Source organism: Desulforhopalus glucosivorans (genome assembly GCF_054397165.1).
In genome coordinates this window covers 3,407,775-3,422,814 of record NZ_AP044854.1, presented here as the reverse complement: position 1 = coordinate 3,422,814, position 15,040 = coordinate 3,407,775, and the positions used below count along the sequence as shown (strand labels likewise).

General features: G+C 44.8%; 12 protein-coding genes. 8 read left to right on the top strand and 4 right to left on the bottom strand.

What is annotated here, in order from left to right; translation table 11 throughout:
- Window positions 1–33 precede the first annotated feature (33 nt).
- Together ACX6CI_RS14895 and ACX6CI_RS14890 are read left to right on the top strand one after the other, a co-directional pair.
- Window positions 34–2,337: an ATP-dependent helicase gene (locus ACX6CI_RS14895; protein ID WP_458774434.1), complete on the top strand. Its 2,304-nt coding sequence runs from the start codon at window positions 34–36 to the stop codon at window positions 2,335–2,337.
- Between the two features lie 237 nt (window positions 2,338–2,574).
- A complete protein-coding gene (locus ACX6CI_RS14890) occupies window positions 2,575–3,576 on the top strand; it encodes a response regulator (protein WP_458774433.1) in 1,002 nt (333 codons plus the stop codon).
- Between the two features lie 25 nt (window positions 3,577–3,601).
- Here the strand turns inward: ACX6CI_RS14890 and ACX6CI_RS14885 are convergent, their stop codons facing one another.
- The 4 genes from ACX6CI_RS14885 to ACX6CI_RS14870 all read right to left on the bottom strand — a co-directional run bounded on the left by ACX6CI_RS14885 (window position 3,602) and on the right by ACX6CI_RS14870 (window position 6,952).
- Window positions 3,602–5,362 carry a cyclic nucleotide-binding domain-containing protein gene (locus ACX6CI_RS14885; protein ID WP_458774432.1) on the bottom strand — a complete coding sequence of 587 codons (1,761 nt, stop codon included), beginning with the start codon at window positions 5,360–5,362 and terminating at the stop codon, window positions 3,602–3,604.
- 232 nt (window positions 5,363–5,594) lie between these two features.
- A complete protein-coding gene (locus ACX6CI_RS14880) occupies window positions 5,595–6,428 on the bottom strand; it encodes an aminotransferase class IV (protein ID WP_458774431.1) in 834 nt (277 codons plus the stop codon).
- A gap of 39 nt (window positions 6,429–6,467) precedes the next feature.
- Entirely contained in the window at window positions 6,468–6,683 is a 216-nt protein-coding gene (locus tag ACX6CI_RS14875) for a hypothetical protein (RefSeq protein ID WP_458774430.1), read from the bottom strand.
- A 59-nt stretch (window positions 6,684–6,742) separates the two neighbouring features.
- The gene (locus tag ACX6CI_RS14870; RefSeq protein ID WP_458774429.1) at window positions 6,743–6,952 is read right to left on the bottom strand and encodes a SlyX family protein; all 210 of its coding nucleotides are present in this window, start codon (window positions 6,950–6,952) and stop codon (window positions 6,743–6,745) included.
- A gap of 368 nt (window positions 6,953–7,320) precedes the next feature.
- On the opposite strand from ACX6CI_RS14870, the gene ACX6CI_RS14865 reads away from it, so the two are divergent.
- From ACX6CI_RS14865 to cooS, 6 genes are all read left to right on the top strand, one after another.
- Window positions 7,321–8,235, top strand: a complete 915-nt coding sequence (locus ACX6CI_RS14865; RefSeq protein WP_458774428.1) for an AEC family transporter — start codon at window positions 7,321–7,323, stop codon at window positions 8,233–8,235.
- A gap of 91 nt (window positions 8,236–8,326) precedes the next feature.
- On the top strand, window positions 8,327–10,357 hold the full coding sequence (locus tag ACX6CI_RS14860) for a response regulator (protein ID WP_458774427.1): 2,031 nt from the start codon (window positions 8,327–8,329) through the stop codon (window positions 10,355–10,357).
- A 293-nt stretch (window positions 10,358–10,650) separates the two neighbouring features.
- A complete protein-coding gene (locus ACX6CI_RS14855; RefSeq protein WP_458774426.1) occupies window positions 10,651–10,809 on the top strand; it encodes a hypothetical protein in 159 nt (52 codons plus the stop codon).
- A 305-nt stretch (window positions 10,810–11,114) separates the two neighbouring features.
- Entirely contained in the window at window positions 11,115–12,296 is a 1,182-nt protein-coding gene (locus ACX6CI_RS14850) for an MFS transporter (RefSeq protein ID WP_458774425.1), read from the top strand.
- The gene (locus ACX6CI_RS14845) at window positions 12,293–12,952 is read left to right on the top strand and encodes a Crp/Fnr family transcriptional regulator (protein WP_458774424.1); all 660 of its coding nucleotides are present in this window, start codon (window positions 12,293–12,295) and stop codon (window positions 12,950–12,952) included. The genes ACX6CI_RS14850 and ACX6CI_RS14845 overlap by 4 nt, the downstream gene beginning before the upstream one ends.
- A 155-nt stretch (window positions 12,953–13,107) precedes the next feature.
- Window positions 13,108–14,997 (top strand): anaerobic carbon-monoxide dehydrogenase catalytic subunit, encoded by a 1,890-nt coding sequence (cooS, locus tag ACX6CI_RS14840; protein WP_458774423.1) that lies wholly within the window; start codon window positions 13,108–13,110, stop codon window positions 14,995–14,997.
- The last annotated feature ends 43 nt before the right edge of the window (window positions 14,998–15,040 follow it).

The window sequence follows — 15,040 nt, the reverse complement described above, 5'->3', positions numbered from 1 at the left end:
GTCTTCTGTTTTTGTATACATCTCTGATTTTCCATGAACCTGACCCAAGAACAGTTACGAATAGTTGAGCACAGCGGTGGTCATGCCCGTGTAAGTGCTGTTGCGGGTTCTGGTAAGACCACCACCATGGTGGCTAGGATTGGTCATCTTCTAGAGTCGGGAGTAGCAGCAGATAGCATCCTTATCCTGATGTTTAACCGTTCAGCGAGAGATGCCTTTCAGGAGGCCATGGAAAAACATCTTGCTACTCTTAATAAACCTTTGCCAGAAGTGCGGACCTTCCATTCCTTTGGCTTGCGCTTAGTGAATAGTTTTTCAAAAAAAGGAGCGCTCGCTCAGTACCGACTAGTAACCGAAGAGTATATCCAGGAACGAATCGCCAGAAAGGTAGCAAATGAAGCCTACCGTGACTCAGGCGAAGAAGATGGATATCTCATGGGGGACGATATTGAAGAGTTTCTCACCTTCGTTGACCAGGTAAAGTCAACTACTCGAGGACCGAAAAAGGTTTTTAAAGAGCAGGATCTATCGCCTCGTCTGCATTTTTTCCCTGAAGCATTTCGCCGGTTTGAGGAGGCGAGGAAAAAAGAGAAAATCCGTTTTTACTCAGATCTTATTTATGAACCCTTGATGGCAATGCTTGATAGTGACGAACTCGCGGGCTGGGTTGCAAACAGGGTTGAGCACATCATTGTAGATGAGTATCAGGATATAAATGAATGCCAACAGCAACTCATTAAAACGGTAGCAGGTAGTCGTGCCAAAGTGATGGTTGTAGGCGATGTTGACCAATGCATTTACGAATGGAGAGGGGCACGACCAGAATATATAACCACACGCTTTGCAACTGACTTTACGCGTCCTACCAATTACCAGCTCTCATACACCTTTCGTTATGGGCACCAGCTCTCACTTGCTGCAAATCACCTCATTGCCAATAACAGAAAACGAGATAAAAAAATTTGCGTCTCCCACCAGTCAACCAGCCAGACTGAACTCTCCTGTATTGAGGCGGAAAGTGGCAAAGGGGTGTTGCAGGAGGTTGTTTCCTGGCAGGCGAGCGGCAGATCTCTCACGGAAGCTGCAATTCTTGTTCGGCTCTTTGCCCAGACTGTTCCGGTGGAGCTTGCGCTTCTTGAGGCCGGGGTTCCCTATAGGCTTGAGGGGGGTGCGGATGTTTTTGACTGTAAAGAAATTGTTGCCTTGATGGGTTATCTCAAACTCGGGTTTGGTTCACTTGCTGATAATTCTCCTGAAGAGCAGCAAAAGCAGTTAGAGGCGATGTTCTCTCAGCCGCATCTTGGGGTACGAAAGGATGAAATTATCTCCCTTGCGACCACCATTACTGAGAATTTAAGTGGGGGAGCCACCATTCTAAATGATTGGTGTGACGGTGATGTTCCACCATTTATAAAAAGGCGGTTTCGTGAGGCGGCAGAGACCTGGGAGTGGATACAGAGACAGGGCCGTTCCGGGATGGCAGGGCCTTTTCTCAAAAAGCTGGTGGACAAGCTGAAACTCTATGAGTTTTATCACTCTTTTTCTGCCCGTGCAGCAACCGCTGAAAACAGGGTGAAAACCTGTGAAGCATTTATTAATTTTGCAAGTATCCATAATCTGAGTATGGCGGGTTTGATCGATAAGATACATGCGCTACAGCAGGAAAAAAATGGTGAGCATGAAGAGACTATCCTGCTGACCTCCATTCATAGGGCAAAGGGACTGGAATGGCCCCTTGTTATTCTGCCAGGACTTGAAAATGGAAGTTTTCCTTTTTACAGAGACCGGGAACAGGATGGTAATCTTGAAGATGAGCGAAGGCTCTTTTATGTGGCCATGACCCGTGGGATTGAAAAAGTCGTCTGTATTCACCCAACCGACGCCCAGTTAAAGCGAAACATCGCGCAGAATTATAGCAAGTTACCCACAGGCAGCCTTCGGGCAAGCAGATTCTTGTATGAGGCAAATATTGGTCTCTCAACATCTCTTGGCAGGTCATTATCCGATGCGTCGGGTGATCAAGATCACTCTGCTGATGAAGTAATTATCGCAGAGAGTTATCTCCTGGCCCTAGGGGCCAAAACAACGCTCATTCGAAAAAAAGAACGTTCTGCACCAAAAGAAAAGAGTAATACTAAGCCCACCACACAGCAACCAGCATTTCTTGGTATCTCAGATATCACTGAGGGCCTCATGGTCTTCCACCCAGCATTTGGTTCTGGAGTCGTTACAGCAATTAAGGACAAAAAGCAGGGTCGTCTCACCGTACTCTTTGATGATCATGGGGAGATGGTGCTCCTTGCAGCCTATGCGAAGTTAGAAGCTTTAGCTGCTTAATCTAATCCCGATGGACGGGATAAGTACCTTGTGAATTACTCGAAACAATGAATTCACCTCAACTCAGTTTCTCAGAGTCAACGCTACCTGTTTTTTTACAGAAGCCTGGGAGTAAGGCACTAATAGTATTTTGGCTAGGAACTGAATAAGAATTATTATGGTATAGACAGATCTAAGGTGTAAGATGAAAGTTCATAGTAAAATCAATATTCAGAAGAGAGGCGTACAGCGCACACCATGATCCGAAAAATTCTCTTTGTCGATGATGATCGCGTCATACAAATAGTTGTAGAACAACAGCTGGCAGGCTTTGCTGACCACTTTAGTCTGGTTTTTGCGAATGACGGCCTTGATGCAATTAAAAAGCTGGAAAACGGCTGTTTTTCTCTTGTCTGCATTGACCTTATTATGCCGCGAATGAAGGGGGCTAACCTCTTTGCCCATATACGAAGTAATTTCCCGTATATGCCTGTAATTATTTTGTCTGGAAAATCAAAAGAGGAGATGCAGAAGCAAATACCTCCCAAGGGTGTGCTGGAATACCTTACCAAACCATTTGATACGCAGGTATTAGGTAAGAGTATTATGAACTATCTTCAGAAAGAAGCGGAGGGCGGTATCATGAACAATGTGTCGCCACCTGTGTTTTTTCAGTTTATGGAAATGGAGGCAAAAACCTGTACTGCCCGTGTGCTGGACAACAGTTCGGCCCATGGTGGGATTCTCTATTTTGTTGAAGGACAACTGGTTGAGGCCAAAGTTGGAATGATATCGGGGCTGGATGCTGCCCATGTTGTTTTTGGCTGGGGCGATGTGACGGTGTTCATAGAAAATAAATGCCCCGACATTGAAGATAACATCAACCTGCCCCTGCAGACAGTTATCATGCAGGCGGTGAGTATGAGTGATGAGGATGAGGAGGAAGGTCGCGATCGTCTGGCCGGAGATACCTACACCAAACTCAGGTCAACTCCACTGCGTGAAGTGAAAAATATACTGGCAGGTGACGTCAAGGCTAACAAGGTTGTTGAAATGTCTGAGAATGTTGAAATGACAAGTGTTGTAGAACACATATCAGTACTTGGTGAGCAGGCTGGTTTGGGCCGATTTCACTTTGGTGCTGTGAGCCATGGGACTGAACAGGTTATCCTTCTCCCCAGTAAACCCCCCATCGAAATCAGCTGTTCTCCTGAAACTGATGCCATGGAAATTGTGAATACTCTAGGGGGTAGTTCTTGACAGATATTCTTTTTTTTCCGACAGGCTATTGTCTGTGAAATGCCACTATTTCACGGAGCTCAGTACCGGTCAGTATGGTGTTGAACTGCACATGTACAGAGTAGGCATTGCCTATTATATCGTGATCTCTAACCGCTAAAATCTTCCCATTTCGTTCCACTGGTGCGCTCGTATGGCTCTTGTTTATCTTAAGAAGTATCTTTTTACCAAAGAACTGGTGGGTGTTTTTTCTTTTTGATGAATGCACAATAAAACAGAGGCCGCCCTGGGAGATATCCAGGATATCTCCTTTGCCATTTACACCAGTTGTCTCTGTTTCTGATTCCAGTAATACATAAGAAACTCTTGCGGATATTGCTTTTCGTTCAAGTTGTCGTCTGGAACGCTTCATCTTTCGCATCAGAGTCGTCGATGTATCTAAGCGGCTGCAATAATCTGCCATTTTAGATTCTATGCCAGGGAATTTCTTTTCGAGCTTTTGTAAATTTTCAAACGATAGTGAATACACCTCGGCGCCCAGACTTTTGGCGCCGCTGGTCCATACTGAGAGCTCAAAAAAAGTATCGTGCCCTAGTAAATCGCCATCTTGGACCATTTGAAGACCTATCTCCCTCCCTTCGATTTGGGTATACAACTGCACTCTTCCGCTGTTGACAAACATCAGTTCTGCGCGGATTTGTCCTTGCTGTACAATATGCTCCCCGTTAGGGTAATTTTTTATGCTCATGGCATGGTAGAAATCAATGAACTCATCATTGTTCAGAACCTTTACTATCCCATGCCAGGTACTGTAAAATTCTTCACTGATAAGTGCTTTTTTACTCTCTTCAATGAGCTCTGCAGCCTTGATGCTTTCAGTTAAAGCCATGGGCGCAATTTGCAGTAACCATGTTTGAAGGGCTTCAGCCTTATCAAACTCTTTGTTTTGAGTCGCTGTTTTTATGAGATCTATAATTACCTCTAGTGCTGCAGGTTTTTTGTCCTCTGCAATCAGGGATTCGATTTTCCCCTTCTCTGGTAGATTTTTTAGTTCTGCTGGGACAGTAGGGGCAACAGGGGCCGCTTTACTCTTGCCGGCTGTGGGGGGGGGCTGAGGAGATGGTGCAGGGACTACAGGTTGTTGTGGTGCCTGCATTTCCTGGGTGTTGATCTCTTTTAATTGCCGAATGGAGAGTTGGGCTGCTTCAACGATATAGGGGTTGAGGGAGACTTTTCCCGAAGTATGATTTGCCAGCAAACTCTTCAAACAGGAGGTTGCTTCAAAATATGAGCAGTAGCCAAGAGTCTGGCATGCAACCAGTAGTATAGTATCCTTTGAATCTTCTGAGAGTCTAGGAGCATTTGCGATGACATTTATTATGGTCACTGCAACATCTTTGTCGGCGTGGGGGATTAGTGCCTTTATCAGCTCAGGTTTTAAGGTGTCATCACTTTTTCCGAGCATCGTCAATAAAACTTTTTTGGCAACGTTCTTTTGCTCAAGTTTTTTGGCAACATTCAGGCAGGCGTCTTTGAGCTTTGTTAAATTTTTGTCACCTTGCATGGTGATGACAATATAGCCAATGGACGTAGAGTGGAGGTAGATGAAGCCTTTTTTGAAATGCAGGGTGGTTGTCTGGGGTTTTTTCAGTGAGGCAACTACAGTATGTAAAGCAGCGCTGTTCTGCTGAGTAACAGGGGAGGACGGCGTACTGCTTTCACCAAACAGAACTTCTCCTTGATGTGAAAGGAGAAGAACATTTTGAATAGAAGGCAGCTTGGCTATTTTGTTTAAAAATGTGATCATGATTTTGTAAAAAAACCTTTCAAAGGCACTCGTGTCTATGATGCCTTATCCTCAGCCCCTGACTGATGGTAAGATACCCCGTCCCCCGTGTTTGCTTCATGCAAGAGTGCAATTGTACAAGTACCCGCACAGGATTACATCAATTATAAAGACAATATATGAAGAATATACATAAACAATAAGGCTTGTATTACAGTGTGCCTTGCACTCTTCTTGTTTTTTTACGAAAGACTCACATATAGTTGGCTGTTCTCTCCGCAAACCAGGTCATAATGTTTTGGGTGATTGGGCCTATATAGTTGTTGTTAATTTCTGTTGAGTCAATACAGGTAATTGGAATAACTTCCTTAACTGAAGATGTTATAAACACCTCATCGAGGAGTCTGACTTCATCTTTATGGATTGGACGCTCGATAATATCCATGGATTTTTTTGCAAGTTCAAGAACTACCTGGCGGGTAATTCCAGGAAGAACTCTGTCGCAGGGTGGGGTTATGAGAGACCCATCTCGCACGACAAAGAGGTTTGAGGTTGTTCCTTCCTGCATATAGCCGTTCCTGTCAACAAAGATAGCTTCTACTGCTCCCTGTGCTTTAGCGTCGTTTTTACAGAGGATTGCCGGAATATAGTTAATGGTTTTAGCCCCCGGCATAAACCTGTCTACATGACTCGTTATAAGTTTGGCCCCCTGTTCATAGTAGGAAGCTGGGAAAGCTATGGTGGCCGTGATCATTAAAAGAAGTTGTGGTGTCTCACCTGGAGTAATGCCATCTTCGCTCAAGCCTCCGGTTACTATGATTTTAACATTTTTTTCTTTGTGAGCACTGAGAGAAAGACCTTTTTCTATAAGAACTTTGATCTCTTCTACAGGTAAGGGCAGCTTGAGGCCTATGAGCCTTGCGGAATTTTGTAATCTTTTAAGGTGGTCGTTGAGGTGGAAGGGTACTCCGTTGTATGTTCGTAAAAAATCGAAAACACCGTAACCTCGTATGACAGAGAGATCATTTACAGAGATCAGGGCTTCGTCTTCTTTTACAAACTGACCACCGACGTAATAAATATCCATGCTGGTTTTCTCCTTAATTGCGCTTCATCGTGTGGCAGGCTATTCAGAAAAGGGTGGTTCAATACCTTTTTCTATGCAGGCTTTTATATGGCCCTCCACAGCTTTCTGAAAATCCAATTCTAATTCCACAAATGTTTTCCCTTTGTAGGAAACCTCTTCGTCAATGAAAAGGATTGTTCCAAAAAGGGAGTAATCGCTAGTGTCTACTTTGATTGTGCCGTGGTATCCCTTGTGCACGATAGTTTTTTGGGCCATGTAACCTCCTGGGGTATGCGTACTAATCTTGGCATATTTTCCGTTTGTCAGGGTTAGCTTTAATAATGGGGTGGTGGTGGATCTTCTCCAGCCGGCTGATCTTCATTGGATGCAGCCATCTGTGACTTGAGATAGTGGACTTGTTCTGTGAGGTTCGTTAACTGTTTTTGCTGATCGATAATAACCTCGTTCAGGCTGTCGATCATCTGTTCCTGATACTCAAATTTCTCTTCAAGGAGTCGTAAACGATCACTGTATTCGTCTGTCATGTTGTTGCTCTTTTTGTATATATATGGATCTTTTATTGGGTTTTTCTCAGCTGACAATAGTATAGTCAGTGTGCAGAGTTCAAGCGATATTTCATGATAGATAGTCTGACTTTTTCATCAGCCAATGGCCAGGAGATGAGAGTTTCAGGGAATAGGTAAGCGTAGACTCCGATAATCAGTTATGTTTATTGGTCCAGCAACAAAGCAGATTATGCTAGATTGGTTGACCTTTGGTGAACATTTTGTCAGTCAATTCAGTGCTAAAAATTGAAAACATATGTCTCAAATACAAGCTGTTGACAGTTGACGATCAAAATGTTCATGAGAAAGTCGGAGTAAATCATTAATGATTCATATGGGGCCTGATTGTGATTGTTCTGAATTCCTTATTTCCTATCGTTATACTGCTCCTTATTGGAGGTTTTCTTAAAAACAGGTCTCTCACCAATAACGAATTTTTACAGACAGCGGACAGGTTAATTTACTATTTTTTTTTTCCTGTCATGTTGTTTTGGAAAATTGGCGGGGCATCTTTTCCAGGAGGTATCGACTGGATCTTTGTCTGTGCCGGGATACTACCCTTTCTGTTCATGTTTTTGTTATCATCTCTTGCCATTAAGGTGTGCAGGGTTACACCCTTTCAGGCCGGTTCCTTTTCCCAGAGTTGTTATCGTTTTAATACCTATATTGGGGTTGCTGTCGTTCTCAATAGTCTTGGCTCCGAAGGGGTTCAGTATTTTGGTCTTTTGATTGGATTTGTCATTCCTCTGGTTAATCTCTTTGCTGTGACAGTACTCATCTGGTTTTCGGAAGGTAAGCTTAAATCTGGAGAACGGGCAAAGATAATCTCCCGGGCGGTGATTTCAAATCCTCTTATTCTGGGATGTTTGGCCGGGATTCTCTATAGTCGCCTGGCGATTCCTTTTCCTGTGTTTATTGATAATTCATTGGCTCTTATTTCAATGGTGTCTTTGCCGCTCGCCCTGATCTCCATAGGGGGAACCTTAACCTTTAACGGGGTTCGGGAAAATTTGAGTCTGTCTCTCATTGGTGCTCTTCTTAAGCTTTTAGTCTTTCCTGTCATTGGTTGGTGCACCTTGTCCGCTTTTGGGGTGGTCGGGGTGGCGTTTAAAGCCGGGTTACTATTTTTTGCCCTGCCCACCTCCACTGCCATCTATGTCCTGAGTTCTCAGATGCATAGTGATACCGAACTCGCCTCTTCTGCAATTGTCATCTCGACCCTTCTTTCATTTATTTCTCTTTCAGTTGTACTTCTACTGTAGTTAACACAGAAAAAAAGCAATGTGGCTTGTTCGCCTTTTTCAATGTGTGATACATTGTAGAGTAAAGAGTATTTAAAAAGGTTAAAGAGCAATGAAGACGTTGGAAAAAACCTATAAAATGGGCACTAACCGATTTAGAAACCTCGTTTCTTATTGGGATAATCGTCCGGACCTTGAACATCAGCAGGCACTGTTACGGGTTGGGGTGGGGCTTATTGCTTTCGCTTACCTGCTCTACACCATACTGGGGGATAGAAGTCTGTCCGGTGATGATTGGTATGTTCTTTTTACCTCAGGAACTTTTTTTATCATCGCTTTTTTTATTCTGCTCTGGTTAACGATTGTCCCCGGTGTATCGGTTGTGCGGCGGGTATTGGGCATTGTTATAGATAATGGAGCGACAACAGCAGTCCTGTATTTTCATGGGATGCTTGGAACTCCACTTTTTATCATCTATCTCTGGGTCAGTTTCGGAAATGGGTTTAGATTTGGACAGCGGTACCTTGCCTTATCTGCAACACTCAGTGTGTTGGGATTTTCCTTTGTGGTTTTGTTTTCCGACAGATATGAGATGAATTCGCACGTGACCTTTGGCTTGTTTGCAGGACTCGTGGTTCTTCCCCTCTATGTTGCATCTCTACTTAACCAGTTAACCAATAGCCTTGAGGTGGCAAGGAAAGCCAATAAGGCGAAGTCTAATTTTCTGGCCACCATGAGCCATGAAATACGCACGCCCTTAAATGGTATGGTCGGGGTGACTGAAATATTGAGTAGGACCGATTTGTCTCGCCAGCAATTACACTATGTGAATCTCATCTCACGCTCCAGTGAATGGTTGATGAGAGTGATAACCGATGGCCTTGATTTTTCTAAAATTGAGGCCGGCGAATTTTTGATTTCTTCAGAAACCTATAACTTCTCTTCTGCGATGGTGCAGTTTTGTGCTCTATACCAGGGACTACAAAAAGATCGCGAAGTTCAGTTCACAAGTTCCCTTGATAATAATTTGCCTGAAATGGTTGTGGGAGATCAACTACGGCTTAATCAGGTGCTTAGCAATCTGGTTTCAAATAGTCTTAAGTTTACCAAAAAAGGAGAAGTTCATTTCTCTGCCAAAGTCATATTACGGAAACGGGATGGCGTACGTATTCAGTTTACTGTAACCGATACTGGGCTGGGTATAGCGCCAGACAAGCAGGCTATGATTTTTGAACCATTCAGGCAAGCGGATAGTGGGGTCGCCCAAAAATATGGGGGAACCGGACTAGGTCTTGCGATTGCCTCAAGAATTATTGACTTGATGGGAGGTAAGCTCATCTTAAACAGTGTTTTGGGTGAGGGGGCTTCTTTTAGCTTTAATCTGTTTTTCCCTGAGCCAAGTGAAGAAACTGTGAGGGAAGTTGAAGACGAGATGAAAAAAAGCACTCTCGCTTTGGGCTGGACCAGGCCCCCTAAACTACTTGTGGTTGAAGATCATGAAATAAATAGAGAGGTAGTGGTCAACCAGCTGGAGAATATGCATTGCTCAGTAGCACTTGCCGTAAACGGTTTTGAGGCTGTCGAGTATCTCAAAGAGAATACGGTTGATCTCGTTCTTATGGATTGTCAGATGCCCCAGATGGATGGTTACACTGCAACTCGGATGATTCGTGAAAAAGAGGGCCGGGGGGGAGGAAATAAGAGATTGCCAATAGTTGCCCTTACTGCCCATGTGACCGTGGAAGATAGAGAAAAATGCATTAACGCCGGTATGGATGATTATCTGGGCAAGCCATTTACAGCAGAGCTACTCAGGAAAAAATTGCACCACTGGTTGCAGCCTCTGTTGTCGGATCAGGCAGAAAGAGTAGAGCCTGCATCCCCAGAGGAAGAGGGGACTATCCCGTCAGAGAGAGTGAAGGAAGGGGAAACGGTGAAAACGGAGAGAGGTGAAAATAAAGTCTTGTTACACGATCTTAAAAATATGCTACTCGCAATTTATGGTAGTGCGGAGCTCTCCTTGGCAGCAAAAGACGATTCTGCCTCAGAGAAGAGGCATATGGAGCGAATTCATAGGGCCGTAACTGATGCAAATCGGATTGTAGAGACACTGGCCAAAAATTGTACAGAAAAGACACCGTAGAGTCAAAGAATTTAAGTTGAAGGTGAAATAAAAGGTAAAGAGACAGTAAATATTCTCAAAATGGCTGGTTCTTCACCTAAAGCGGACATATAATAAACCATACAGTAGTTAATTGAGTGTACTGTGAATGGCGGGAGATAATCCCACAACAGGTAACCAGTAGGGGGGGAAGTAGCGTTGCTCCAGTGTTAACGTGATCTTGGGTGCCGCAAAACGGTTGAGCAGTATGTAATACCGGATTTTGGTTAACAGTAAGAACTTCAATAATGTTATAGAACATAAAGGAGTAGATCATGAGAGGCACATACGAAGCATTTATCTTAGTGAAGGTTAAGGACGGAAGAGAATTTGTCTGTGCATTAAACAGACAAGCACCAGCAAAAAACACCAGTGAAAAACCGAGCGAGAAAGAGCAGGAAGAGTATCTCGAAACGATGGTGATTTGGAACTAATTCTTATCCTTGTTCATTATAGTTATACAAGGTAAAGGGGATTACCGGCCATGAATTATGGTCAGTGAATTCCCTTTTTCATTTAAAGAGCATGTTGAACTCTGTAGTTAATCCTCGCTACCTTCCATAGGTCATTTACAAGGAGTTTACGGCCATTAAAATCTGGGCAATATGGACTGACAAAATTGTAGAATTGCGAGAGAATATCCCCTGTGTGGTTTGAATCTGTGTGACTTTTTATGATAGCCGAAGTAATACTTGCCTTGGCATAATGTTGTGTAGATTCATTTTTTATGTGGGATATCGTGCAAACAACAGAAAACAAAAACGAAGTACCCTTTGAGCAGGGTAAGGTCCTTCTTTTATCACTTTGTCACTTCATCCACGATGTGTACTCAAGTTTTCTGGCACCGCTTTTACCGCTGATTATAGAAAAGTTTGGTCTCTCCCTTACCCAGGCAGGATTTTTGTCCACGGTGATGCAGATTCCCGCACTGCTTAACCCCTACATCGGCAAACTGGCAGACAGGATCAGTGTTCGCTACTTTATTATCCTGGCTCCAGCCATGACAGCCATTCCCATGTCACTTTTAGGCCTTGCACCAAGCTACACTGTACTACTCATTCTCATGTTTTTCACCGGTGTAAGCGTCTCGTTATTTCATGTGCCGGCACCGGCCCTTGTCTATAAGGTTTCAGGTAAGAAGACCGGTAAGGGGATGAGTTTTTATATGACTGGAGGGGAGCTTGCGAGAACCCTTGGTCCCATCACGATTATCGGTGCTGTTTCTCTTTTAGGCTTTGATGGCTACTATCCCATTATGGTCTTTGGAGTCATTGCCTCCGTGGTTATGTATTTCAAGTTTCGTGATATGCCGGTAACAGTCAATCCGCGCTCCACGCCTTCAATTCGTAAGACCTGCAGGGAGATGAAGGGTTTACTCCTGCCGCTTTCTGGCATTGTCATTGTCAGAGGTTTTATGCACGCCTGTTTGACTGCATTTTTACCTCTTTATATTATGTCCAAGAGTGGCGACCTGTGGCTTGCAGGAATATCCCTTGCCTGTTTTGAGGCGGCCGGAGTGGTTGGAATATTGGCCGTGGGAAGCCTCAGTGATCGTTTTGGACGGAGACGATTGCTTGCGTTCTGTCTTATCGTGGCACCCATTGCCATGCTGATGTTCACCGCTGTTTCGGGTTGGCTGCAGCTGGTCATGCTCCTTGTTGTTGGTGTGTCGCTTCTGTCAACAACGCCGGTGATGCTGGCAATGGTTCAGGAATATTCGGTGAATGGCTCTTCAGCTGCCAATGGTGTCTTTATGATGATTAGTTTTCTTGCTCGATCAGCTGTGGTGGTTTTGGTCGGTTTTGTGGCGGATATGATTGGACTTGAGAAGACCTTTGTTCTTTGTGGACTGATTGGGCTTGTGGGCATCCCATTTGTTTTTACAATAAAGCCAGATGCCGCAGGGGGTGAGACGCAGTGAAATTCTTAGAAGAAAATCTCCTGGATCACCTCAGAAGGCCAGAGTTTGCAGAGCTGCTCTCTTCTCTGGTCCAACGCTCTTTTACCAAGGGGGCCTATATTTGCCAGCCTGGCCAGGAAGAGAATCTCATCTTTATTCTTGCAAGTGGTCGGGTACGGGTTTATCTCGGTTATGAAGAAAAAGAGTTCAATCTAGGGATTCTCTCCAAAGGCGATATCTACTCCACCCATACCAGAACATTTGTCCAGGCAATGGAGGAGACGGAATTGCTTATGGCAGATGTTACCACCTTTAGGCGTAAGATGGCGAAAGACCCCGAAGTAACAAAGGCCATGGTACGGGTGTTGGGTAATATTCTTAAAACCTCTTTTTCCATCATTGATGGTCTCGTTTTTAAAGACGCCAATTCTCGTCTTGTGGCGCTTCTTGCGGGAGAAGCACGAAGGCACGGCACAGAGACAGAGGGTGGCATTAGCGTTACAATCGACCTCTCTGTGGAGCAGATTGCCCGTCTTGTGGGGGCATCGCGGCAGACAATCTCTACTCTTCTGGGTGACCTTGTTCGCGCAGAACTTATCGTTCGATCCGGACGAGGGAATTTCCTCATTCCTGATATTAGTCTGCTCGAATCTGTAGCAGGTGTCGTCCATTCCTGATCAACATCCTTTTTTTACGTTTTGTCATGTAGGTGACAGTTTTTAACTAGGCCATATGATATTCTCTCACCCATATGTTTGTTACTGGTATGTTCTGACCTTTATGAAAGAGTGGTACGAGCATCCTAAACGATAACTCTGATATGAGGTGTATCATGGCAAAAGATCCAAGACCAGCCGCTGAATTGTCCATCTGGGAAGACGCACAGCAAATGATTGAAAAAGCGAAAAAGGACGGAGTAGAAACCGTATGGGATCGTTTTGCACAACAGACACCCGGGTGCAAATTCTGCGAACTTGGCCTGACCTGTAAAAATTGTAATATGGGGCCTTGCAGGATCAGCTTCAAAGAAGACGGAAAAATGAAGCGAGGAGTTTGTGGTGCTGATGGAGACGTTATTGTGGCCAGAAACTTTGGACGTTTTGTGGCAGGTGGTTCTGCAGGCCATTCAGACCATGGCCGCGATTTAATCGAAGTTCTGGAAGCCATAGTTGAAGGTGATGCGCCGGATTATAGTATTGTAGACGAAGATAAGCTTGTACGCATAGCAGGAGAACTCGGTATTGAAACTGAGGGAAGGGACGTTCAAGCTGTAGCTGTTGAGTTGGTTGATGCCTGTTTTTCTGATTTTGGCAGCAGGAAAAAAGAGCTCGGTTTTATCAGTCGTGTCCCTGAGGTGCGTAAAGAAAAATGGCGTAAATTACAGGTTATGCCAAGAGGCGTAGACCGTGAGATTGCTGAGATGATGCATCGTACCCATATGGGTTGTGATAACGATGCGGTGAGCACCTTACTCCATGCCGCCAGAACCGCGCTTGGCGATGGCTGGGGTGGGTCGATGATTGGAACCGAACTCTCGGACATTATTTTTGGTGTTCCAAAGCCTGTTAAGTCCACAGTGAGTCTTGGAGTTTTAAAGGAAAAATCGATCAATATTCTCGTCCATGGACATAATCCTGTTGTTTCAGAAATGGTTTTGGCGGCAGCGCAGAGCCCTGAAATGGAGGCTCTTGCAAAGGACGCTGGTGCAGAGGGTATTAATATTGGTGGTCTTTGTTGTACTGGTAATGAACTTCTTGGTCGTCAGGGCATTCCAATGGCGGGGAACCACCTCATGACTGAGCTTGCTATTGTGACCGGTGCTGTTGAGGCCGTGGTAGTTGACTACCAATGTATTATGCCAAGCATGGTTCAGGCAGCCGCCTGCTATCATACAAAGTTTATTACCACAGCAGATAAGGCACGGTTTACCGGAGCCACCCATATCTCGTTTAAGCCCGAAACTGCAGGTGCCCAGGCGCGGGAAATAATTGAAATGGCCATTGAGGCGTACAAGATGCGCGATCAATCCAAAGTTGAAATTCCTGGCAAACCGGTGGATATTGTCGCAGGTTTTTCCAATGAGGCACTACTTGATATGTTAGGTGGCTCTCTTGAGCCGCTGCTCGATGCCATTAAGGACGGGTCAATACGTGGAGTGTGTGCCATTGTCGGTTGTAATAACCCAAAGTTTCAGCATGATTCCCAAAATGTAGGCCTTGCCAAGGAACTCATAAAGCGTGACATCCTTGTACTTGCCACCGGGTGTGTAACGACCGCTGCTGGTAAGGCGGGACTCTTGGTTCCTGAAGGGGTGGAGATGGCGGGGCCGGGGCTTAAAAAAATCTGTTCAGCTCTGGATATTCCACCTGTTCTTCATTTTGGTTCCTGTGTGGATAATTCTAGGGTTCTTCAGTTATGTGGTCTGGTGGCAGATGCCCTTGGGGTCGATATTTCAGACCTGCCCGTTTGGGGCGCATCACCTGAATGGTACTCAGAGAAAGCGGTTGCTATCGGGTTATATTGTGTAGCATCAGGAATCCCAGTACAGCTTGGAACTCCTCCACAGATCACCGGGTCTAAGCTTGTTACTGATCTTGCTCTTTCCGGATTAGAAGATGTGTTTGGAGCTTCATTCATGGTGGAACCTGATTTTGCCAAAGCTGCAGAAATCATGGATGAGAGAATTAAAGAAAAGAGGCTCGGCCTTGGCTTATCTGCATAACGTTTGAAGGGTAGCTCATTTCCCGGTATTGACTAGATCCCGG